The sequence below is a fragment of the Pseudomonas sp. NBRC 111123 genome, from assembly GCF_001320205.1.
Lineage (GTDB): Bacteria > Pseudomonadota > Gammaproteobacteria > Pseudomonadales > Pseudomonadaceae > Aquipseudomonas > Aquipseudomonas putida_J.
Genome location: NZ_BCAZ01000025.1, coordinates 15,668 through 37,122, shown reverse-complemented (window position 1 = coordinate 37,122; position 21,455 = coordinate 15,668). Strand labels below are relative to the sequence as shown.

The window sequence follows — 21,455 nt, the reverse complement described above, 5'->3', positions numbered from 1 at the left end:
TCGAACCGAGCAATGAATGCTGTCAGGGTTGATATGAGCAATTGAGGCCTCTCGACTGGAGAGGCGCTTGCGCGCAGCGCGAGGCAGTGCTTAGCTTTGTCGAGTATTTTTCACTATTAGCCAAATACCTACGCCAATTATCACGAATGCAGTTAATATCTCGAATGCCGAGCCCCTGCCAGTGCCGGCGCTATCATAATCGTAGGGCCTTCGGTTGACTTTTGTTTTCGTATTTTGTGATGAGTTATTATCACTGTTGCGAGGCATTATAGTGTTTGAGGAGGAGGGGGTGGGGGCTGAAATAATACTTGATGCAGCAGTGTAATTGGTCGCTGGAGAGGATGAAGTTGTACCAGGTAAAAGTCGTGGTTGTCGTTCAGAGGGTTGTGATGCATTGATCGCTCGGCTTGTGGTGTTGGTTTGTGGTGTGTCAAAGAACTGCGGTGTACTTTTGGGGCTATGAAACCCATAAGTGCCAAATTTGGCCGTTGCGGCCCGGATCTGTCTGAGACCGCGTTGAACAACCGCAATTGGTTTCTGTAGCATCGTTACCCGAAATTCACCCGTAGGGTCGAGCTGATTTATCGGATCCCCTCCACAGTATGCCGATGGGTGCAGCCCACCTTTCTCGAATGGGCTCAATTTGTCATTGCTGCAGAAGCGCATGAGTGAGGGGTTGTATATTCGACGTCCAGCACCCAAGGGGTACCCTTGAGTAAGCGGATCACACCACTGCCCGTTAAATCCAAGCAATGCGTGCAGTTTTTCTGTGGCCAAGTATCCGTAGGGTGAATACGCCACTGATCCAGATGCAAGCCCCAGGACTGAATTAGCATGGTCAACACGAAGCATCTCTGCTGTTCGCGATTGAGCAAGTTGGGCCAGCGCCACGTCATTTGCCCATAACACGTGCCGATTGCCGTTGGCGGCTACTTCTGTTGCCAATTGATCGTTTTTATAGAAATGCAAGCTCTGCTGCGGCGCCAGAGTCTGTTTGCGCTTGCGAGTGGAAGAGGTACTCATGGTGGTGGCCTGAGAAGTCATTGCTGTATCGGCACTTTGCATGGCTTTTAAGCCCATCACAACTAGCAGTTTTAACAGGTCACAAGATTGAGACGGTCTGCAAACGTGGTGACAGTCCAGTCGCCAATCCATCACTCAGCCCATCATCACCAACTCAGCATCATCCATCAGCGCCTTGGCCAACGCGCCATATAATGTAAAGCCCAAAGCAACTGCGGTTTGTTGTCCATCAGGCCGTCAAGGGTCAAGTCCCGCACATAGCCCATCAGTTCCGAGGCCTGTTCGCGCGCTCTGGCAGGGAATGCCCGGGGCAATGCAGAACAGCGGGTGGGTGTGGCCTTCGCCCTCGTAGAAAAAGGTCTTGCCTACGGTGGTCTTGGTGTCGTCGCTGGCCATGATTCAATCTCCCTGAAGTTTCTCGACTGCCAGGCCCGGCCCTATCGCGGCTGAAGCGGCTCCTACAGGCCTTGTGCGGCCCCTGTAGGAGCGGCTTCAGCCGCGAAGGGCCAGCCCAGCCAACACAAGGCTCAAGTCCTAGCGCAGTGTTCGCGGCTCCGCCGGCATCTGCGCCTGGATCAACGCCGCCTCAAGCAGCACCCGCAGCGCTTCAAGCTCATGCATCGTGGCTATCATCACAATCGAGACCGGTGATTTGGTCTGCAGTAGAATCGCCTGATGCGCCACGGTTTGGGCGCACAGCGCGTAGTCCTTGGCCTAGATGAGGGTGTCTTCGAGGGAATGGGAGGCGTGGGTTGAATGGGGACGATCTTTAGCATGATGAATGATGCCACCACCGACCTGCTGTCAAACAAGAGGGTGGCAGCTGTACCTGGGTTGACAGACCGGTAGGTCAACCAAAACCCGGCGCACGTGAGTGCCCCCTGCACAGCTGCCATAGAAGCAAAGCCATGTGGTTGACGAAAGCGGCCTGTCAAAGCCGGTCGCTGATTTTGTAACGTCCGCCCAGAGTTTGGAGCCGCATTACGGCTCACAGGTAGCATTCAAGTTGTTACATGATCCGGCGCCGGTGATGTTCATGCTTGTCGGATGGTCATCATGGAAGCGGCTACTTCAATGGGGTTGCTGTCTTTAGTTAGAAGGTCTAAATAGATACGATGGTTTTCTTTTGTGAAGTATCGGGTTTTTGTATTGACTGAGGCTTCAGTGAAGTCGTTTAAATTTGCTAACGTCTTGGTTATTTCATTTAACCTGCTCTCGTAATATTGGAGTTTTGACTTCTCGGTACGAGTGTTTCCGGGCAGTGTCTTTTGACCATGGTTTGGTGCGTTTATTGCTCGGTATTTATTAAACTTGTATGTAAGAAACCGATGTTCTTGAGTAACTTCATTCTTGGTGGCTTTATATTCATTCTTGCTTAGCGATCGATGTTTCACCTCTGCATATGTGCGGATCGTACGCGTCGCGGAGCCATACCGTGAACTTGAAGTTTCGCGGCTAAATCCGCTGGTGAGATATTTCCAAATGAAGTGGCCAGAGGGATCGGTATTATTGATAGGGTCATCCTGACAGTAGGCATAGGCATTAATGCCGCCATTGTCGAATGGACTTTGATTGTCAGGTGATTGGAAGCGCATCAAGTTCGTACTGAACGTGCGATAGCTGCCCAGAATATAGTTGCCAAGAAAATCATCTAAATATTCCCCATTAAAAGCTGATAGCGCGGCTGCGGCGCTGCTGTAGCCATAAGCTGAGTAAACGTTTTTTTGGCTGTCGTTAGGTGTGCAAGCCTCTAGCACGGAACCACTATTACTTATCATTAGTAAGTCGGCGTTTGCTCTTTGTGGTTTCAGTTCGGCTAACGATAATTCAGGCGTTCGAAAAATCCTGTTTATGAGGTTGTCATTGCCTAAGTTAGATATTTTTCCTTTGTTGTAAAAGAATTGCACGGATGTTTGTTTGTTCATGAGGTTGCTCCCTTTGCCGTGGCTTCGATAGAGCTGTATCAGGTGTGGTTCAGCCCGGTTGCAGTGTCGGATCATCTGCTCCACTGACTTATACTGATCGCAACCTCCATAGAATCAATCCAGAAGCGAGTGCTCGGCTACTGGCAAAAATGATAGGTACGCAGAATAGGCCAGCAGACCTCAGGTGACGCTTTGGAGATCGGGCTAATTAAGTGCTTTTGATCACGCGACACGGGGCCTGGAACAAATCTCCGATCCTTCAGTCAAACGCCTCGTTTCCGCAGGCCATCACGGCCCATGAGGTCCCTCCCGATGAAAGCATTCACCCTGGCAACCCTGATGACCCTGGCCGCAAGCCCGGTGTTCGCCTTCAACTTCAGCGACGCCGCCAACGCCGTCTCCGCCATGCAGACCCAGAAGCAACAAGGCCAGGTACAAGCGCCGGAAGGGCAGGCCAATCTGCTCAATACCCTGGGCAGCCAGTTGAACATCACCCCTGAACAGGCCGTGGGCGGGGCAGGGGCGATGCTGGGGCTGGCGCGCAATAACCTGAGCAGCGACGACTATGGCCAGCTGACCAAGGCGGTGCCGGGCCTGGATCTGCTCTCCGGTGCCAACGCGCTTGGCGGCCTCAGCGGCTTGGGTGATCTGCTCGGCAAGAACAGCGAGAAACAGTCTGCTCTGAGCAATGCCCTGGGCAACGACGTCGAAAACCGCAGCGACCTGGACAGCGCCTTCAAGGCGCTGGGGATGGATACCGGGATGATCGGCCAGTTTGCCCCGCTGATTCTCCAGTATCTCGGTCAGCAGGGCATTGCCGGGTCGCTGCTGCAGAACCTGGGCAGCCTGTGGACTAACCCTGCGCCGACGACCACGCCGTCTGTTTGAGTGGGCTGGCTCTGCAACCTACCCACAGCGAAATCCCGGGCAGTTCCGTTCTCGCTAGATAAAGGCCCTGCGGAATCACTGGGCCTTTTACCTATTTGTGCCGACATCACCTGAGGTAGCGATATCGTTAAAAACCTCTTTAGCGAGTGATTGCTTTGGCACTATCTACAAGCGCTAGGGTCGGCCCTTTATTTTCGAGAGCGGGCCGCGGGTCTAAACATTCATATGAGCGATTGAAGATCCTGTTGATCGCGAGCATTACGAATTTTTTCCAGAGGCCTCCATATGATCTGGAGGGGTTGCCGATCATTGTAAAACTGTGTCTCCTTAAGAGTAAGGTGTGAATATTTAGTTTCTCTTTCTTGTGTATTCAATATGTGAGTTGACGAACTGGGTGTGGGCTTGGAGATTCTCGTTGTGCGTGCGGGTTGTTGTCGATCTTTCACGGCAAAGTAATGGTTATTGATTAAGATTTCATCCCGGGTGTAAGAGGGTATTTCGAGCCCAAGGGCCATGTTTTCTTTAACGGCGTAGTGTTCCTGAGCTTCATATTTTGCAAGTTCGGATCTGGCCAGTGCTAACACCTTGCGCTTGTTTGGGAATAAAGAGCCTGGGGTACTCAATGCGGTTGCTATATGGTGGCGTTTATTGATGACTCCGCGCCTAGCATGCGATAGTTCTTTAGTTGCCTGCATGATCCTAGCTTCGCGGGAGTGTGTATGTAGCCATGAGCTTCGAGGTGGGAGTTGAGCTAAGTGCCCACTCGGGTCAATTTTGTTAGTGGGGTCTCCCACGCAATAGCAATAGGCGTTGATCCCTCCGCGATCAAAAGGGCTTAAGTTGTCGGGTGAGTGAAAACGCATTGCCGTCGGGCTAAAAAGCCTATAGCCGTTGCCCAGCGCATAACACTGGGTAGCCAGGTCTAACATTTCACCGTTGAATCCAATGGCGTTCTCTTGTGACTGATTGAGTTCGAAGCCATAGCATGAGTAGTTGCGTATTTCATCGTGGTCGCCATGGACGACCCGCAATACAGATCCGCTGAGACTGGTCGCCAGCAAGGCGAGATCGGCTGCACTGGATTTGTCAGTGAGCAGCGTTCCGCCGTGGCGCAGTAACCTCCTGGTTGTATCGCCCGTTTTTACAGCGCTCACCTTGCCGTCCTGATAAAACAGACGATTTAGTTTCTTGTCAGCTCGCATTTTATTCTCCTGGTGGCTCAACACCCGGTCTGCTCGTAGGGTGTCACTAGCATGCTGAGTACGTAGGTATTGGCGCTACTGGCAAAACTGATAGGTAAGCGGAGCATGGCGTGCTTGATGCTCCCTGAACACCGACTTACGGTGCTGAACAACCCTGATTTCCCATGCTCCCTGAGCAGGCCGTGGGCCGTGCCGGGCCTGGACCTGCTGTCGGGCGCCTATGCCTTGGGCGGGCTGAGCGGGTTGGGTGAGTTGCTGGGCAGCGACAAGGGCAGCCAGTCGGCCCTGGACAAGGCGTTGGGCAACGATGTGGAGAACCGTGGCGACCTGGACAATGCCTTCAAGGCGCTGGGGATGGATACCGGGATGATCGGGCAGTTTGCGCCGTTGATTCTGCAGTACCTGGGGCAGCAGGGGATTGCCGGGTCACTGTTGCAGAATCTGGGGAGTTTGTGGACTACTCCGGCGCCGTTGACCCAACCTTCGGTCTGAGGAATTTGTAGCGCCAGTGCTGGAATCTGTAGGAGCGGCCTTGTGTCGCGAAAGGGCCGCGCAGCGGCCCCAGAATTTCAGCTTCACCTTTAAGATTGAAGGGGCCGCGTTGCGGCCCTTTCGCGACACAAGGCCGCTCCTACAGGTGCAGCGCAGGCTACAAGATCGATGTATCCCAGCATGACAGTATTGCGTCGGGTCATGCAGCTTCGGTGAAGTCCACCAGGCGCACCGGGCGGCGGAAGCCGGCGGTCAGTACGGCCAGGTACGCCAGACCCAGGGCAAACCAGCACAGGCCAATCACCAAGGTCAGCGCCGACAGGCTGGTCCACAGCCACAACGTCAGTGCCAAGCCCACCAGCGGCACCGCGCCATAGCACAGCAGCCCTTTGAGGTTGCGCTGCGCACCTTCGCCCATCAGGTGGGTCTTCACCACCGCCAGGTTCACCGCCGAAAACGCCACCAGCGCACCGAAGCTGATCAGCGAGGCCAGGGTGGCCAGGTCGATCACCAACGCCAGCAACGAGAATGCCGACACCAGGGCAATGGCGAACACCGGCGTGCCAAAGCGTGGCGACAGGTAACCGAAGCTGCGCCGAGGCAGTACGTTGTCGCGCCCCATGGTGAACAGGATGCGCGACACCGCCGCCTGGGAGGCCAGCGCCGAGCCGAGGCTGCCGGCAACGTACGCGGCAGTGAAGAAGTTGGCCAGGAACTGCCCGCCTGCCTTGAACATCACCTCGTTGGCCGCCGCATCGGCATTGGCAAAGGTGGTGCCTGGCATGACCAGCTGGCTGACATAGGCCAGCACGGTGAACAGCAGGCCGGCGAACAGGGTAGTGAGAATGATCGCCCGTGGCACGTCGCGGCGGGCGTCGCGGCATTCTTCGGCCAGGGTAGAGACGGCGTCGAAGCCGAGGAACGACAGGCAAAGCACCGCCGCGCCGGCCATGATCGCGCCGAAACCTGGCTTGGAACCATCACCCATCAGCGGCGACAGCAGGTCCAGCGGCTGGCCTGCCAGCGACTGGCAGGACAGCGCGACAAACACCACGATGAAGACGATCTGCGCACCGACGATCAGGTTGCTGGTCTTGGCTACCGAATGGATGCCGACCACGTTGAGCACCGTCACCAGCACGATCGAGGCCAAGGCAATGGACCAGGCCGGGATGGCGGGAAAGGCGATGTTGAGGAACAGGCCGATCAGCAGGTAGTTGATCATCGGCAGGAACAGGTAGTCGAGCAGCAGCGACCAGCCCGCAAGAAAGCCGACGTTGGGGCCGAAGGCCATGTTGGTGTAGGAGTAAGCCGAGCCCGCAACCGGGAAGCGCTTGACCATGAAGCTGTAGGACGCGGCGGTGAACAGCATGGCTACCAGGGTCACCATGTAGGCGCCGGCGGTGCGGCCACCGGTGAGTTCCGTGACGATGCCGTAGGTGGTGAAGATGGTCAGCGGGACCATGTACACCAGGCCGAAGAACACCAGGGCGGGGAGGCTGAGGACACGGCGCAGTTGGGCGGAGTTGGAGCTGGGTGGGTTGGCCATCGATCGATCCAGGCTTTTTTGTAGTTGTGCTTTGGTCGATTTTTATCCACTTAGGTGGGTAATGACAAAAAAGTATTACTTATTCTAATTATTAGCCTGGGTTTTAATCGGGGTTATGCGCACGCCTGTGTCGGCCTCTTCGCGGGTAAACCCGCTCCTACAGGTACTGCGCAAATCTGAAGGCCTGTGCAATCTCTGTGGGAGCGGGTTCACCCGCGAAGAGGCCGGCACAGGCCATGAAAATCTCAGTTCATTTCCGTGCGAAGTCGCTCAATGCGCTGATCCTTTTCCTGCCACAGTTGGTTCACCCAGGCCTGCACGGACTGCCGGAACTCAGGGTCATTCTCGTAATCCCCATCCCATAACGCCGGGTCCAGCTCACGCACCTGAATGTCGATAATCACCCGGCTGATGCTGCCATTGAGCAAGGCCCAGAACCCCGGTGCCTGGTTGCCGGGATAGACGATGGTCACATCCAGCAGTGCGTCCAGCTGCTCGCCCAGCGCCGCCAGCACAAATGCCACGCCGCCGGCCTTGGGCTTGAGCAGGTAGCGGTAGGGCGATTGCTGTTCACGGTGCTTGGCTTCGGTGAAGCGGGTGCCTTCCAGGTAGTTGACCACTGTCACCGGTTGGCGCTTGAACAGTTCGCAGGCGGCCTTGGTGATCTCCAGGTCCTTGCCCTTGAGCTCTGGGTGCTTTTCAAGGAAGGCCTTGCTGTAGCGCTTCATGAACGGGTAATCCAGGCCCCACCATGCCAGGCCCAGCAGCGGTACCCAGATCAGCTCTTTCTTGAGGAAGAACTTGAAGAACGGCGTACGGCGGTTGAGGCTTTCGATCAGCGCCGGGATGTCGACCCAGGTCTGGTGGTTGCTGACGGCCAGGTACGAGGTGTCCTTGCGCAGGTTTTCCACACCGCGGACGTCCCACTGGGTGGGGATGCACAGGGCGAAGATGGCCTTGTCGATTTCCGACCAGGTTTCGGCGACCCACATCACCGCCCATGAGGCATAGTCACGCCCACGGCCTGGCAGCACCAGTTTGAGCAGGGCGAAGACCAGCAGCGGGCAGATCAACACCACGGTGTTGAGCAGCAGCATTGTGGTCGTAAGAATGCCGGTAAACAGGCGACGCATAAGGAAACTCTTGTTGTGAGAAATTAGCAGGGCGCAATGATAAGCAGCGCTGCGGTCTACGCCAAATGTCCAATGCCCGACGGCGAGGACAAATGTTTCACAACATGTTGGTTAGGCTTGTGACAGCGAACCTATCCTGCCATTGCAGTCTAAGCACTGACTCTTCTCAAGGAAGCCTGCCTGTGAAATCCCTGCTTGCCCTGTTATCGCTGTTGGCGTTGCCGGTCATGGCCGCCGAACCCACGCTCTATGGCCGTTACGAGAACATCAAGCTGCCCGAGCTTGGCCAGACCCTGAAAGCCAAGCTGGACACCGGTGCCTGGACCGCCTCGCTGTCGGCCAAGGACATCGAGCTGTTCACCCGCGATGGCGAGGAGTGGGTACGTTTCCGCCTGGCGACCAAGGACGCCGACGGCAAGGTCTATGAGCACCAGGTCTCGCGCATCAGCAAGATCAAGGGCCGTGCCGATGAAGAGGATGAGGGTGATGCACCGGAAATCTCCAAGCGGCCGGTGGTCGACCTGGAGATGTGCCTGGGGGGTGTGAAACGCACCATGGAGGTCAACCTGGTGGACCGCAGCCACTTCAATTACCCGCTGCTGGTGGGCTCCAAGGCGCTGCGCGAGTTCAAGGCGGCGGTCAACCCGGCCAAGAAGTTTACCGCTGGCAAGCCTGACTGCTGATTGTTGTTTCCTGTACTGGCCTCATCGCGGATAAATCCGCTCCTACAGGTGTGTAGGAGCGGATTCATCCGCGATTGGCCCGTCAGGCTGTCGGGGCTGTGGCTACCATCGATGGCCGCTTGGCTACCTCGGCATACCACGCCGCCAAGCCAGGCTGGCGCTCCCGCCAGCCAAATTTCGGCTGACGCAGGTCCAGATACCCTAGCGCACAAGCCACGCCAATCGCGGCGAGATCGAACCCTGATGCCAGCTCGGCCAGGTGTTCCTGCTCAAGGTCGGCAAGGCTGCGGCGAATCTTCTCGGCCTGCGCTTCAAGCCAGCCGTCCCAGCGCTTCTCCTCAGGCCGCAGGAAGCTCTCGTAACGGCTGGACACTGCCGCATCCATGATCGCATCGGCCTGTGAGGCCAGCGTCATGCGCCGCCAGCGCGCCGAGCCCTCGCGCGGCAGCAGTGGCAGGCCGACATGCTGCAGGTCGAGGTACTCGCAGATCACCCGGCTGTCGTGCAGCACGGTGCCGTCATCCAGGCGCAGCGCCGGGATCTTGCCGATCGGGTTGCCCTGGTTGAGCTGCTCGTCGCCGCTCACCGGGCTGATGTTCACCGGTTGCAGGCTCACGCGCTGTAGCTGGTCGGTCTCGTGCAGCACCACCATGACCTTGCGCACGAAGGGCGACAGTGGCGAGTGGAACAGGGTCATCGTGCTCATGGTTCAGTTGCCCTGCAGGCTCGGTGGCAGGCACACGCCGGTACCGCCGATGCCGCAATAGCCGTCCGGGTTCTTGGCCAGGTACTGCTGGTGGTAGGCCTCGGCAAAGTACACGGTCGGTGCCTGGTCGATCTCGGTGGTGATTTCGCCGAAGCCGGCCTTGTTCAACTCGGCCTGGAAGGCATCGCGGCTGGCCTTGGCCTGCGCCAGCTGTTCAGGGCTGGTGCAGTAGATGGCCGAGCGGTACTGGGTGCCGACGTCGTTGCCCTGGCGCATGCCCTGGGTCGGGTTATGCAGCTCCCAGAACATCGCCAGCAGCTGCTGGTAGCTGACCTTGTCCTTGTCGAACACCACCAGCACCACCTCGGTGTGGCCGGTCAGGCCCGAGCAGACTTCTTCGTAGGTCGGGTTCGGCGTGAAGCCGCCAGCGTAGCCGACCACGGTGCTGACCACGCCCTCACGCTGCCAGAAGCGGCGCTCGGCGCCCCAGAAGCAGCCCAGGCCGAAGATGGCGAAGTCGATGGCACCTTCGAAGAACGGGCCGAGCAGCGGGGTGCTTTTGAACACGTAGTGGAACTCGGGCAGCTGCATGGGCGTCTCGCGGCCAGGCAGGGCCTGCTCCGCAGTGGGCAGGACGTTTTTGTTCACCAGGATTTCCGAACGCAGGACCATGGCCGTTCCTCTGTGTTGATTCAGTTGAATAGGTGTTGGGGCCTTCGCGGGTGAACCCGCCCTCACAGGTACTGCACAGATTTCGAAGACTGTGCAGTACCTGTGGGAGCGGGCTTGCCCGCGAAAGGGCCCGAATGGGATCTAGTGTGCCCGACCTTTAAGCGGCTGTCAGGCCATTGGACCGCGCGGGTAGCGCTTGAGTTTTTCTTCGAGCTCGCGGCCCGGGATTGGCCGGTCGAACAGGTAGCCCTGGCCGACGTCGCAGCGGTGCCGGCGCAGGAACGCCAGTTGCTCTGGCGTCTCGATGCCTTCGGCCACCACCTTGAGTTTGAGGTTGTGGGCCATGGCCACCACCGCCGAGGTGATTTCCATGTCGTCCTGGTTGTCGGGGATCTCGTTGATGAAGCTGCGGTCGATCTTGATGATGTCGATCGGGAATTTCTTCAGGTAGCTCAACGACGAATAACCCGTGCCGAAGTCGTCCATGGCCAGGGTCAGGCCCAGGGCCTTGAGCTCGTCGAGCTGGCGGTGGGTGTCTTCGGTGGCTTCCAGCAGCAGACCTTCAGTCAGTTCCAGCTCCAACAGGTGCGCGGGCAGGCCTTCTTCCTTGAGGATCGAGCCGATCGAGGCCACCAGGTCGGGGTCGGAGAACTGCTTGGGCGACAGGTTGATGGCCACGTGCAGGCAGCCCATGCCGGCTTGCTGCAGCTGTTGGCTCATGCGGCACGACTGGCGCACCACCCACTTGCCGATGGGGATGATCAGGCCGGTTTCTTCGGCCACGCTGATGAACTGGTCCGGGCGGATCATGCCGCGCTCGGGGTGGTTCCAGCGCAGCAGCGCTTCCAGCCCCAGCAGGCGGCCGCTGCGCAGGCACAGCTTGGGCTGGTAGAACACCTCCAGCTCGTTCTGGGTCAAGGCGCGGCGCAGGTTGTTCTCGACGAACAGCTTGTAGCTGGCTTCGGCGTTGAGCACTTCGGTAAACACCTGCACCTGGTGCTTGCCGTTGGCCTTGGCCTTGTGCAGGGCCAGGCCTGCGTTCTTCATCAGGGTAGTCGGGTCGCTGCCGTGCAACGGCGCGCAAGCCAGGCCTACCGAGGCGGTGACGTTGATCAGCTGGTTGTCGACGAACATCGGCTTGTCGAGGGTGCGCAGCAACTGCAGGGCAACACCCTGGCCGTCTTCCAGGCTGGTGTCATCGAGCAGCACGGCAAACTCGTTGCTGGCGAAACGGGCGAGCACGCCGTTGACGCTCAGGCTATTGCGCAGGCGCCGGGCCAGGCTGATCAGCAGCTTGTCGCCGGTCTGATGGCCGAGGCTGTCGTTGATGCGCTTGAAGTTGTCGATGTCCACCAGCAGCAGGCAGATCGGGTTCTCGCTGTCACGGGCGAAGCGCTCATCGAGTTTGCGGATGAACGCCGGGCGGTTGCCCAGGTTGGTCAGGTTGTCGGTATAGGCCAGGCGCTCGATGCGTTGCTGGGCCAGCTTGGTCTGGGTGACGTCTTCGTAGATGCCGATGTAATGGGTCAACTCACGGTTGTCGCCGTACACCTTGGAGATCGACAGCTGGCCCCAGTAGGGCTCGAGGTTTTTGCGCCGGCTCTTGAATTCACCCTGCCAGCTGTTGCCCATGGCCAGGCTCGACGGCGAGTCGAACAGCAGCTCGCTGAGGTTTTCCAGGGCTGGCAGCTCGGCCAGAGGGTGGCCCTGGACTTCCTCGGTGCTGTACTGGGTGATGGCCGTGAAGCTTGGGTTGACGTACTCCACCACGCCGTCGCGGTTGACCAGCAGGAAGGCGCTGGCGCTTTGCTCCACGGCCCGCTGGAACAGGTGCAGGGCGCTGGCGGCGGTACGCCGGTTGTGGTTGGTGATGACTTGGGCGAACTGGTCGGCCAGCTCGCCGGCAAAGGCGATTTCATCCGACTGCCAGGCACGCGGCTGGCCGGTCTGCTCCAGGCACAATACGCCGATTACCTGGCCATCGACGCGGATGCTGGCGTCGAGCATGGCGTTGTTGTCGGCATACAGGCTCTCGGCCAGCTCACGGGTCCGAGGGTCGTGGTTGGCGTTGTGCGCGTCGATGGCACGGCTGGCGTGCAGGGCCTCCAGGTAGTCGGGGAAGCGGCTGGCATCGATCGGCTCGGGCAGGCGGTGCGCCTGCTCGTTGCGCAACCAGGCACTGATCGGCTCCAGGCGCTGCTCGTCCAGGTGCCAGATGCTGGCGCTGTCGACCTTGTAGATTTCGCAGGCGCTGCGGGTAATCAGCTGGGCAGCTTCGATCAGCGAGTTCTCGGCACTGTAGCGCTGGCGGGCCAGGCGCAGGATCAGGTCCTGCTGGGCACGCACGCGCTCCAGATGCTCAAGCTGTTCCTGCTGGGCACGTTGGTTGATCTGCAGGGCCAGTTGCAGGCGGTTATTGCGCGATTCCAGGTCGTTGGTGTCGAGGTCGCTGTCGACTTCGTCGTCGAGCACCGTCAGGAACCCGCGCAGCAGCTGGCGGTTGTGCTGCTTGAACGCCTCGCCGGCTTCCAGCAGGCGCAGGGCGCGCGACTGGGCATGCAGGGTGTAGCGCACGCGGTAGTAGCCACGGTTGCTCAGTTGCAGCTGGATTTCATCGTGCAGCCGGTAGCGTGCCTCAGGCTCCATCAGGCTGGCATAGGGCGAGTCGATCAGTGCGCACAGCTCGGAAGCGGGCAGGCCGAACTGGCGATCGCAGGCCGGGTCCAGGTAGAGCATCGCCCAGCTGGCTTCGTTCAGCCTTTCGAAACGCAGCATACCGAGCCGCGAGGGCACGGGAAGCTGCGTGACGACCTCGGCCGCCACACGGCTGGCGGCATCGGGTTGGCTTTTCATCGAAGACTCGCTTGAAGGGGGACGCGGCCTGGTCGGCGGCGCATCTGGCAAGGTTGCATCATGTCCCTGAGGCTGGCAAGCGGCCATGAGGGCTGTCATGTATATGTTTTCGGCCGCTGGGCTGAAATCCTTAGGCGCCTGTCGGATTTTTGGGGGTAGGCGGGTGTTCGTCTTGACGGTTTTGCCGCCTGTGAAATCGAGCGCCGCCCGTGCGGCGCATCGCGGATGAATCCGCTCCTACATTTGTTGCAACGTGCCGAACCTGACAGGCCATGATCGCCTGCCTCGCGCACGACTTGAGCCTTGCAGACAAGGCGGGCAACCATGGCCTCACAGGCATGGCCACGTTGCAACAAATGTAGGAGCGGATTCATCCGCGATGCGCCGCGCGGGCGGCGCTCGATTTCACAGGCGCTAAAACGCTAAAGGCGGACAAAAAAAAGCCCCGCCAATCGACGGGGTTGAGGGACGAGCGTGGCAGCTCGAAAAGTGTACTGCCCCCCGCCAGGAGGGGCAGTGTGCCGCCTTACAGCAGCATGGTGCGGATGTCGCCCAGCACGTCGCCCAGGCGCTTGGTGAAGCGCGCGGCGGCAGCACCGTTGATCACACGGTGATCGTAGGACAGCGACAGTGGCAGCATCAGCTTCGGCTGGAAGGCTTTGCCATCCCAGACTGGCTGCATGGTCGCCTTGGAGACGCCCAGGATCGCCACTTCCGGCGCGTTGACGATCGGCGTGAAGCCGGTGCCGCCAATGTGGCCGAGGCTGGAGATGGTGAAGCAGGCGCCTTGCATGTCGTCAGCCGACAGCTTCTTGGTGCGCGCCTTCTCGGCCAGTGCAGCGGCTTCGGCAGCCAGTTGCAGCAGGCTCTTCTGATCGACGTTCTTGATTACAGGGACCAGCAGGCCGTCCGGGGTGTCCACGGCGAAGCCGATGTGCACGTACTTCTTGCGGATGATGGCCTTGCCGCTTGGCGCCAGCGAGCTGTTGAAGTCCGGCAGTTCCTTGAGCAGGAAGGCGCAGGCCTTGAGCAGCAGTGGCAGCACGGTCAGCTTGACGCCAGCCTTCTCGGCCACGGCCTTCTGCGCAACGCGGAAGGCTTCCAGCTCGGTGATGTCGGCGGAGTCGAACTGGGTCACGTGCGGCACGTTCAGCCAGCTGCGGTGCAGGTTGGTGGCACCGACCTGCATCAGGCGGGTCAGGGCCACTTCTTCCACTTCACCGAACTTGCTGAAGTCCACGGCAGGGATCGGCGGGATGCCAGCGCCACCGGTTGCGCCGGCGGCTGCCGGGGCTTCCTTGGCCTTTTGCATCATCGCCTTGACGTAGACCTGCACGTCTTCTTTCAGGATGCGGCCGTGCGGACCGGTGGCGGCAACTGCGCCCAGGTCGACACCGAATTCACGGGCCAGCTGGCGAACCGCCGGGCCGGCGTGAACCTTGGCATTGCTGCCGGCAGCCGGGGCGGTAGCGACCGGAGCCGGGGCAGCAGCCGGGGTGGCAGCGGCAGGCGCGGCTGCTGGGGCAGCTTCAGCCTTGGCTGGTGCTGCAGCGGCTGGAGCCGGAGCGGCAGCAGGGGCAGCGCCCGCGACCTTGAGCTTGAAGATCAGGTCGCCAGTGCCGACTTCATCTTCCAGCTTGCACAGGACTTCTTCGACCACGCCGGCAGCCGGCGACGGGATTTCCATGGAGGCCTTGTCGGACTCCAGGGTAATCAGCGACTGGTCGGCTTCGACGGTGTCGCCGACCTTGACCAGCACTTCGATGATCTTGGCCTTGCCCGACGAACCGATGTCCGGCACGTGGATGTCCTGCACGCTGGCGGCAGCCGGAGCTGCTGCCGGAGCAGGAGCCGCTTCGGCGGCCGGAGCAGGCGCAGCCGCTGGAGCCGGAGCTTCGGCGGCCGCCGGGGCCTCAGGGGCCGCAGCAGCGGCGCCCTCGGCTTCCAGGACCAGCAGCTCGTCGCCTTCTTTCAGGCGGTCGCCCAGCTTGACCTTCAGTTCCTTGATCACACCGGCCTTGGGCGCCGGGATCTCCATGGAGGCCTTGTCGGACTCCAGGGTCAGCAGGCTCTGGTCAGCCTCGATACGATCACCGACCTTGACGAACAGCTCGATGATTTCACCTTCACCGCTGCCGATGTCAGGTACGCGAATGAGTTCGCTCACTTAAAAATACTCCTCAGCAGTCCAGTGGGTTGCGCTTGTCCGGGTCGATGCCGAACTTGACGATGGCGTCAGCCACAACCTTGGGTTCGATCTCGCCGCGGTCAGCCAGGGCTTCCAGGGCAGCCAGCACCACGAAGTGGCGGTCGACTTCGAAGAAGTGACGCAGCTTCTTGCGGCTGTCGCTGCGACCGTAACCGTCGGTACCCAGGACTTTGAACTCTTTGCTTGGAACCCACTGGCGAATCTGCTCGGCGAACAGCTTCATGTAGTCGGTGGACGCGATGACCGGGCCCTTGCGACCGTTCAGGCACTGCTCGACGTAAGTCTGCTGTGGCTTCTGGCCAGGCTTCAGGCGGTTGGCGCGTTCCACGGCCAGGCCGTCGCGACGCAGTTCGTTGAAGCTGGTGACGCTCCACACGTCGGCACCGACGTTGAACTCTTCACGCAGGATCTTCGCCGCTTCGCGGACTTCGCGCAGGATGGTGCCGGAGCCCATCAGCTGTACGTGGTGCGCGGCTTCGCGGGTGTCTTCTTCGAGCAGGTACATGCCCTTGATGATGCCTTCCTCGACACCGGCCGGCATGGCTGGCTGCTGGTAGGATTCGTTCATCACGGTGATGTAGTAGAAGATGTCCTGTTGCTCTTCGGTCATCTTCTTCATGCCGTCCTGGATGATCACCGCCAGCTCGTAGCCGTAGGTCGGATCGTAGGTGCGGCAGTTCGGGATGGTGCCCGCCATCATGTGGCTGTGACCGTCTTCGTGCTGCAGGCCTTCACCGTTGAGGGTGGTACGGCCGGCGGTACCGCCGATCAGGAAGCCACGGGTGCGGCTGTCGCCAGCGGCCCAGGCCAGGTCGCCGATGCGCTGGAAGCCGAACATCGAGTAGAAGATGTAGAACGGCAGCATCGGCTGGTTGTGGCAGCTGTACGAGGTACCGGCAGCGATGAACGACGACATGGCGCCGGCTTCGTTGATGCCTTCCTCGAGGATCTGGCCCTTCTTGTCTTCGCGGTAGAACATCACCTGGTCTTTATCGACTGGCTCGTAGAGCTGGCCGACCGACGAGTAGATGCCCAGCTGGCGGAACATGCCTTCCATACCGAAGGTACGGGCTTCGTCTGGGATGATCGGAACGATGCGCTGGCCGATTTCCTTGTCCTTGACCAGTTGCGCGAGGATACGCACGAAGGCCATGGTGGTGGAAATTTCGCGGTCGCCCGAGCCGTCCAGGATCGCTTTCAGCGTTTCCAGGGATGGGGTCGGTACGCTGAAGCTCTTCGCACGGCGCTGCGGTACGAAGCCACCCAGGGCTGCGCGGCGCTCGGCCAGGTAACGGGCTTCGGCAGAACCTTCTTCCGGCTTGAAGAACGGCAGGTTCTCCAGGTCCGCATCCTTGACCGGGATGTCGAAGCGGTCACGGAAGTGACGCAGGCTGTCGACGTCGACCTTCTTGGTGTTGTGCGCGGTGTTCTTGGCTTCGCCAGCACCGGTGCCGTAGCCCTTGATGGTCTTGGCCAGGATGACAGTCGGCTGCTCTTTGTGGTTCACAGCCTGGTGGTAAGCCGCGTAGACCTTGTACGGGTCGTGGCCGCCACGGTTGAGCTTCCAGATCTCGTCGTCGGACAGGTCTTCGACCATGGCCTTGAGCTCTGGGGTGTTGAAGAAGTTCTCACGAACGTACGCGCCGTCTTTGGCTTTGTAGTTCTGGTACTCGCCGTCGATGACTTCGTCCATGCGGCGCTGCAGGGCACCGTTGGTGTCCTTGGCCAGCAGTGGGTCCCAGAACCGGCCCCAGACGACTTTGTTGACGTTCCAGCCACCGCCACGGAACACGCCTTCGAGTTCCTGGATGATCTTGCCGTTGCCGCGAACCGGGCCGTCGAGGCGCTGCAGGTTGCAGTTGATGACGAAGATCAGGTTGTCCAGCTTCTCGCGGCCGGCCAGGGCGATTGCGCCCAGGGATTCCGGCTCGTCGCACTCGCCGTCGCCCATGAAGCACCAGACCTTCTGCTTGCCGGCCGGGATGAAGCCGCGCGCTTCCAGGTACTTCATGAAACGTGCCTGGTAGATAGCCTGGATCGGGCCCAGACCCATCGAAACGGTCGGGAACTGCCAGAAGTCAGGCATCAGCCATGGGTGCGGGTACGAAGACAGGCCGTTGCCGTCCACTTCCTGACGGAAGTTGTTCATCTGGTCTTCGCTGATGCGGCCTTCCATGAAGGCACGGGCGTAAACGCCTGGCGATGCGTGGCCCTGGAAGAAGATCAGGTCGCCGCCGTGTTCTTCAGTCGGCGCCTGGAAGAAGTAGTTGAAGCCGATGTCGTACAGGGTGGCACTGGAAGCGAAGCTGGAGATGTGGCCGCCCAGGTCCGAGTCCTTCAGGTTGGTGCGCATCACCATGGCCAGCGCGTTCCAACGCACCATCGAGCGAATGCGGCGTTCCATGAACAGGTCGCCAGGCATGCGTGCTTCGTGGGTGACAGGGATGGTGTTGCGGTATGGCGTGGTGATCGCGTACGGCAGCTGGGAGCCACTGCGGGTGGCCAGCTCGCCCATGCGGGTCATCAGGTAATGAGCGCGGTCTTCGCCTTCTTTGTCGAGGACCGACTCCAGGGCATCCAGCCATTCCTGGGTTTCGATTGGATCGAGGTCTTGCATGGCTTGCTCCAGGGCGGAAAGGCCACCAGAATCGGGGGCCTGAGTTTGCGACTGGCCTTATGGGCAGACGTCGTGAATTCTTGGATTACCGGGGTGTCTCCCGGCGCCGTGTAGTTTTACTACATTTGCTTCGGCATTTCATGCTTTTGCACGCCATGGGTAGTAGTAAAACTACACAAATGCGACGTTTGGTCGCACCTCGGCTTGTGAGGAAAAACGTTCATGTTGGTTGGCGGTGTGTCGCGAACAGGTGGATCTTGATGTTTCGTGCCAATGATTCGTTTTTTTCAGCTATTTCCAACTTTTGTATGACAGTCCAACCGTGGTCCGGCTTCCTCTTGGCCGCGTTTTCCCCTCCATTTCACGCCGATCAAGGATAGACCATGCGCCTACCTTTGCCGCTCGAACTGCCTGCTTCCCTGCAACCGCTGGTCGTTCGCAACCAGCAGTTTCTGAGCGATGCCGTGGCAGGCCACGCTGAACTCGACCTGCAAACCTGGACCCCGCTGCACCGGCAACAGTTCGATCAAGTAGCCGCCGCCAGCGACTTCGTGCTTGGCCTGGCCCAGCGTGAACCGGCCATGTTGTTTGCCCTGATCGCCAGCGGTGAGCTGGACCGCCGTTACGCCGCAGGCGAGTTGCGCGGGCAGATCGCCGCTGCGGCCCAGGCCGCGCAGAGCGAAGACGAGCTGGCGCGTAACCTGCGCCGCGAGCGCAACCGCCAGCAGCTGCGCATCATCTGGCGCGACATCACACGGCAGGCCGAGCTGGGCGAGACCTGCCGCGACCTGTCCGACCTCGCCGATGCCGCCATCGACGAAGCCTACCAGTGGCTGTACCCGCGCCACTGCCAGCAGTTCGGCACGCCAATCGGCAACCGTAGCGGCCAGCCACAGCACATGGTGGTGCTGGGCATGGGCAAGCTGGGCGCGGTGGAGTTGAACCTGTCGTCGGATATCGACCTGATCTTCGGCTTCCCCGAAGGTGGCGAAACGGAAGGGGTCAAGCGCTCGCTGGACAACCAGGAGTTCTTCACCCGTTTGGGCCAGCGCCTGATCAAGGCACTCGACCCGGTCACCGTCGACGGCTTCGTGTTCCGCGTCGACATGCGCCTGCGCCCTTACGGCTCGGCCGGCGCACTGGTGCTCAGCTTCAATGCGCTGGAGCAGTATTACCAGGACCAGGGCCGTGACTGGGAACGCTACGCGATGATCAAGGCGCGGGTGGTGGCTGGCGACCAGGCCGCAGGTGCGCAACTTCAGGAAATGCTGCGGCCATTCGTATACCGGCGTTACCTGGACTTCTCGGCGATCGAAGCGCTGCGCACCATGAAGCAGCTGATCCAGCAGGAAGTGCGGCGCAAGGGCATGGCCGACAATATCAAGCTCGGCGCTGGCGGTATCCGCGAGGTCGAGTTCATCGCCCAGGCCTTCCAGCTGATCCACGGCGGGCGCGACCTGAGCCTGCAGCAGCGGCCGCTGCTCAAGGTGCTGGCGACCCTGGAAGGCCAGGGTTACCTGCCGCCGGCAGTGGTGGCGGAGCTGCGCGAAGGTTATGAATTCCTGCGTTATACCGAGCACGCCATCCAGGCCATCGCCGACCGCCAGACACAGATGCTGCCGGACAGCGAGCTCGACCGTGAGCGTGTTGCCTATATCCTCGGCTTTGCCGACTGGCAGAGCTTCCACGATCAGCTGATGTACTGGCGCGGTCGGGTCGACTGGCACTTCCGCCAGGTGATTGCCGACCCGGATGAAGACGACAGTGAAGGCGAGCTGGTAGTGGGTGGCGAGTGGTCGCCCCTCTGGGAACAGGCCCAGGATGAAGATGCTGCAGGTCGCCAACTGGAGGAGGCTGGTTTCAAGCAACCGGCCGAAGCCCTGCGCCGCCTGGCCGGGCTGCGTGCCAGCCCGCAGCTGCGGTCGATGCAACGTATCGGCCGCGAGCGACTGGATGCCTTCATTCCACGTTTGCTGGCCCAGGCCGTGGAGCACGACAACCCGGACCTGGTGCTGGAGCGCGTGCTGCCACTGGTCGAAGCCGTGGCGCGGCGTTCGGCCTATCTGGTGCTGCTCACCGAAAACCCGGGTGCCCTGCGGCGCTTGCTGACCCTGTGTGCGGCCAGCCCATGGATCGCCGAGCAGATCGCCCGCTACCCGTTGCTGCTCGATGAGCTGCTCAACGAAGGCCGCCTGTTCAGCCCGCCGCTGGCGCCGGAGCTGGCCGCCGAGCTGCGTGAGCGGCTGACGCGCATTCCCGAGGACGACCTGGAGCAGCAGATGGAAGCGCTGCGCCACTTCAAGCTGGCGCACAGCCTGCGTGTCGCCGCGTCGGAAATCAGCGGCAACCTGCCATTGATGAAAGTCAGCGATTACCTGACCTGGCTGGCCGAAGCGATTCTCGACCAGGTGCTGGCCCTGGCCTGGCGCCAGACCGTGGCCCGCCATGGCCAGCCCAAGCGCAGCGACGGCAGCTTGTGCGACCCAGGCTTCATCATCATCGGTTATGGCAAGGTCGGCGGCCTGGAGCTGGGCCACGGTTCGGACCTGGACCTGGTGTTCATCCACGATGGCGACCCGCAAGCGGAAACCGACGGCGCCAAGCCGATCGACAGTGCGCAGTTCTTCACGCGCCTGGGCCAACGCATCATCCACCTGCTGACCACCCAGACCAACTCCGGCCAGCTGTACGACGTCGACATGCGCCTGCGCCCCTCCGGTGCGGCGGGGCTGCTGGTCAGTTCGCTGGGGGCGTTCGAGCGTTACCAGCAGAGCGAAGCCTGGACCTGGGAACATCAGGCTTTGGTGCGCGCCCGTGTGCTGGTGGGCTGCAAGCAGGTGGCGACGGCGTTCGAGGGTGTGCGGGCCAAGGTCCTGGGCCAGGCCCGCGACCTTGGCAAGTTGCGCAGCGAAGTGAGCGAGATGCGCGCCAAGATGCGTGACAACCTTGGCACCAAAGCTACGGCTGCCGGCACCGCGGCCAATGCCTTCGATGCTGGCGTTGCGTTCGATATCAAGCAGGATGCCGGCGGTATCGTCGATATCGAATTTATGGTGCAATACGCCGCTTTGGCCTGGTCTCACGCGCATCCGGCCATACTTCGATGGACCGATAACATCCGCATTCTGGAAGAGCTGGAGCAGGCAGGGTTGATGCCGGCCAGTGACGCGGTGCTGTTGCGTGAGGTGTACAAGGCGTTCCGCTCTGCGTCGCACCGCCAGGCCCTGCAGAAGCAGGCCGGGGTGATCGATGCGGCGCAGTTTGCCGATGAGCGCCGCGAGGTGCGGCGGATCTGGGGTGAATTGGGCCTTACCTGAAGGCCCCGCCAACCCTGTGGGAGCAGGTTCACCCGCGAAGAAGGCCACGCGGTGCATGGCACCGGCTTCGCCGGTGTTCGCGGGTAAACCCGCTCCCACAGGTTCTGCAATCAGCGACGGATATGCCTGAGTGGTACACTGTCCGCCACATAGCCTGAATATAAAGAGGGGAGGCCAGGCTGTAAG

At 60.4% G+C, this 21,455-nt stretch carries 13 protein-coding genes and 3 pseudogenes; 4 read left to right on the top strand and 12 right to left on the bottom strand.

The annotated features are described in order from the left end of the window. Positions 1 to 90: 90 nt before the first annotated feature. The 4 genes and pseudogenes from APH27_RS25925 to APH27_RS25915 all read right to left on the bottom strand — a co-directional run bounded on the left by APH27_RS25925 (position 91) and on the right by APH27_RS25915 (position 2,948). Positions 91 to 1,023, bottom strand: a complete 933-nt coding sequence (locus APH27_RS25925) for an RHS repeat-associated core domain-containing protein (protein WP_256250586.1) — start codon at positions 1,021 to 1,023, stop codon at positions 91 to 93. 135 nt (positions 1,024 to 1,158) lie between these two features. After that, positions 1,159 to 1,419, bottom strand: a pseudogene (locus APH27_RS25920) (DUF3077 domain-containing protein). A 138-nt stretch (positions 1,420 to 1,557) separates the two neighbouring features. Further along, positions 1,558 to 1,799: pseudogene (locus APH27_RS26865) on the bottom strand (hypothetical protein). Positions 1,800 to 2,057: 258 nt separating this feature from the next. Continuing rightward, positions 2,058 to 2,948, bottom strand: a complete 891-nt coding sequence (locus tag APH27_RS25915) for an RHS repeat-associated core domain-containing protein (protein WP_177331674.1) — start codon at positions 2,946 to 2,948, stop codon at positions 2,058 to 2,060. A gap of 312 nt (positions 2,949 to 3,260) precedes the next feature. On the opposite strand from APH27_RS25915, the gene APH27_RS14370 reads away from it, so the two are divergent. After that, a complete protein-coding gene (locus tag APH27_RS14370; protein WP_060485166.1) occupies positions 3,261 to 3,836 on the top strand; it encodes a DUF2780 domain-containing protein in 576 nt (191 codons plus the stop codon). A 221-nt stretch (positions 3,837 to 4,057) separates the two neighbouring features. Here APH27_RS14370 and APH27_RS25910 read toward each other — a convergent pair whose 3' ends face one another. After that, entirely contained in the window at positions 4,058 to 5,038 is a 981-nt protein-coding gene (locus APH27_RS25910) for an RHS repeat-associated core domain-containing protein (protein ID WP_082435123.1), read from the bottom strand. A gap of 186 nt (positions 5,039 to 5,224) precedes the next feature. Between APH27_RS25910 and APH27_RS14365 the strand changes: the two are divergent. Next, a pseudogene (locus APH27_RS14365) lies at positions 5,225 to 5,530 on the top strand (DUF2780 domain-containing protein); the annotation flags it as partial. Between the two features lie 199 nt (positions 5,531 to 5,729). Here APH27_RS14365 and APH27_RS14360 read toward each other — a convergent pair. Together APH27_RS14360 and APH27_RS14355 are read right to left on the bottom strand one after the other, a co-directional pair. Then, positions 5,730 to 7,079, bottom strand: coding sequence for an APC family permease (locus APH27_RS14360; RefSeq protein ID WP_060485165.1), 1,350 nt, complete (start codon positions 7,077 to 7,079; stop codon positions 5,730 to 5,732). A 245-nt stretch (positions 7,080 to 7,324) separates the two neighbouring features. Then, positions 7,325 to 8,212, bottom strand: a complete 888-nt coding sequence (locus APH27_RS14355) for an acyltransferase (protein ID WP_060485164.1) — start codon at positions 8,210 to 8,212, stop codon at positions 7,325 to 7,327. A 182-nt stretch (positions 8,213 to 8,394) separates the two neighbouring features. Between APH27_RS14355 and APH27_RS14350 the strand changes: the two genes are divergently transcribed. Beyond that, positions 8,395 to 8,895 carry an ATP-dependent zinc protease gene (locus APH27_RS14350; RefSeq protein ID WP_027917533.1) on the top strand — a complete coding sequence of 167 codons (501 nt, stop codon included), beginning with the start codon at positions 8,395 to 8,397 and terminating at the stop codon, positions 8,893 to 8,895. Between the two features lie 82 nt (positions 8,896 to 8,977). Here APH27_RS14350 and APH27_RS14345 read toward each other — a convergent pair whose 3' ends face one another. The 5 genes from APH27_RS14345 to aceE form a co-directional block, all read right to left on the bottom strand. Continuing rightward, positions 8,978 to 9,601, bottom strand: coding sequence for a glutathione S-transferase (locus APH27_RS14345; protein ID WP_027917532.1), 624 nt, complete (start codon positions 9,599 to 9,601; stop codon positions 8,978 to 8,980). A gap of 3 nt (positions 9,602 to 9,604) precedes the next feature. Beyond that, entirely contained in the window at positions 9,605 to 10,273 is a 669-nt protein-coding gene (gene msrA, locus APH27_RS14340) for a peptide-methionine (S)-S-oxide reductase MsrA (RefSeq protein ID WP_060485163.1), read from the bottom strand. A 168-nt stretch (positions 10,274 to 10,441) separates the two neighbouring features. Next, positions 10,442 to 13,126 carry a bifunctional diguanylate cyclase/phosphodiesterase gene (locus APH27_RS14335; protein WP_060485162.1) on the bottom strand — a complete coding sequence of 895 codons (2,685 nt, stop codon included), beginning with the start codon at positions 13,124 to 13,126 and terminating at the stop codon, positions 10,442 to 10,444. A 526-nt stretch (positions 13,127 to 13,652) separates the two neighbouring features. Next, positions 13,653 to 15,293 carry a dihydrolipoyllysine-residue acetyltransferase gene (aceF, locus tag APH27_RS14330; protein ID WP_060485161.1) on the bottom strand — a complete coding sequence of 547 codons (1,641 nt, stop codon included), beginning with the start codon at positions 15,291 to 15,293 and terminating at the stop codon, positions 13,653 to 13,655. A 13-nt stretch (positions 15,294 to 15,306) separates the two neighbouring features. After that, positions 15,307 to 17,952 (bottom strand): pyruvate dehydrogenase (acetyl-transferring), homodimeric type, encoded by a 2,646-nt coding sequence (gene aceE, locus APH27_RS14325; protein WP_027917528.1) that lies wholly within the window; start codon positions 17,950 to 17,952, stop codon positions 15,307 to 15,309. A gap of 383 nt (positions 17,953 to 18,335) precedes the next feature. Here aceE and glnE point away from each other — a divergent pair, with 383 nt between their 5' ends. Further along, positions 18,336 to 21,269 (top strand): bifunctional [glutamate--ammonia ligase]-adenylyl-L-tyrosine phosphorylase/[glutamate--ammonia-ligase] adenylyltransferase, encoded by a 2,934-nt coding sequence (gene glnE / locus APH27_RS14320; protein WP_060485160.1) that lies wholly within the window; start codon positions 18,336 to 18,338, stop codon positions 21,267 to 21,269. The last annotated feature ends 186 nt before the right edge of the window (positions 21,270 to 21,455 follow it).

What these genes read in the sequence shown, in the direction of transcription:
- APH27_RS25925 (WP_256250586.1), bottom strand. Translation starts at nt 1,023, where the DNA reads ATGAGTACCTCTTCCACTCGCAAGCGCAAACAGACTCTGGCGCCGCAG.
- APH27_RS25915 (WP_177331674.1), bottom strand. Translation starts at nt 2,948, where the DNA reads ATGAACAAACAAACATCCGTGCAATTCTTTTACAACAAAGGAAAAATA.
- APH27_RS14370 (WP_060485166.1), top strand. Translation starts at nt 3,261, where the DNA reads ATGAAAGCATTCACCCTGGCAACCCTGATGACCCTGGCCGCAAGCCCG.
- APH27_RS25910 (WP_082435123.1), bottom strand. Translation starts at nt 5,038, where the DNA reads ATGCGAGCTGACAAGAAACTAAATCGTCTGTTTTATCAGGACGGCAAG.
- APH27_RS14360 (WP_060485165.1), bottom strand. Translation starts at nt 7,079, where the DNA reads ATGGCCAACCCACCCAGCTCCAACTCCGCCCAACTGCGCCGTGTCCTC.
- APH27_RS14355 (WP_060485164.1), bottom strand. Translation starts at nt 8,212, where the DNA reads ATGCGTCGCCTGTTTACCGGCATTCTTACGACCACAATGCTGCTGCTC.
- APH27_RS14345 (WP_027917532.1), bottom strand. Translation starts at nt 9,601, where the DNA reads ATGAGCACGATGACCCTGTTCCACTCGCCACTGTCGCCCTTCGTGCGC.
- msrA (WP_060485163.1), bottom strand. Translation starts at nt 10,273, where the DNA reads ATGGTCCTGCGTTCGGAAATCCTGGTGAACAAAAACGTCCTGCCCACT.
- APH27_RS14335 (WP_060485162.1), bottom strand. Translation starts at nt 13,126, where the DNA reads ATGAAAAGCCAACCCGATGCCGCCAGCCGTGTGGCGGCCGAGGTCGTC.
- aceE (WP_027917528.1), bottom strand. Translation starts at nt 17,952, where the DNA reads ATGCAAGACCTCGATCCAATCGAAACCCAGGAATGGCTGGATGCCCTG.
- glnE (WP_060485160.1), top strand. Translation starts at nt 18,336, where the DNA reads ATGCGCCTACCTTTGCCGCTCGAACTGCCTGCTTCCCTGCAACCGCTG.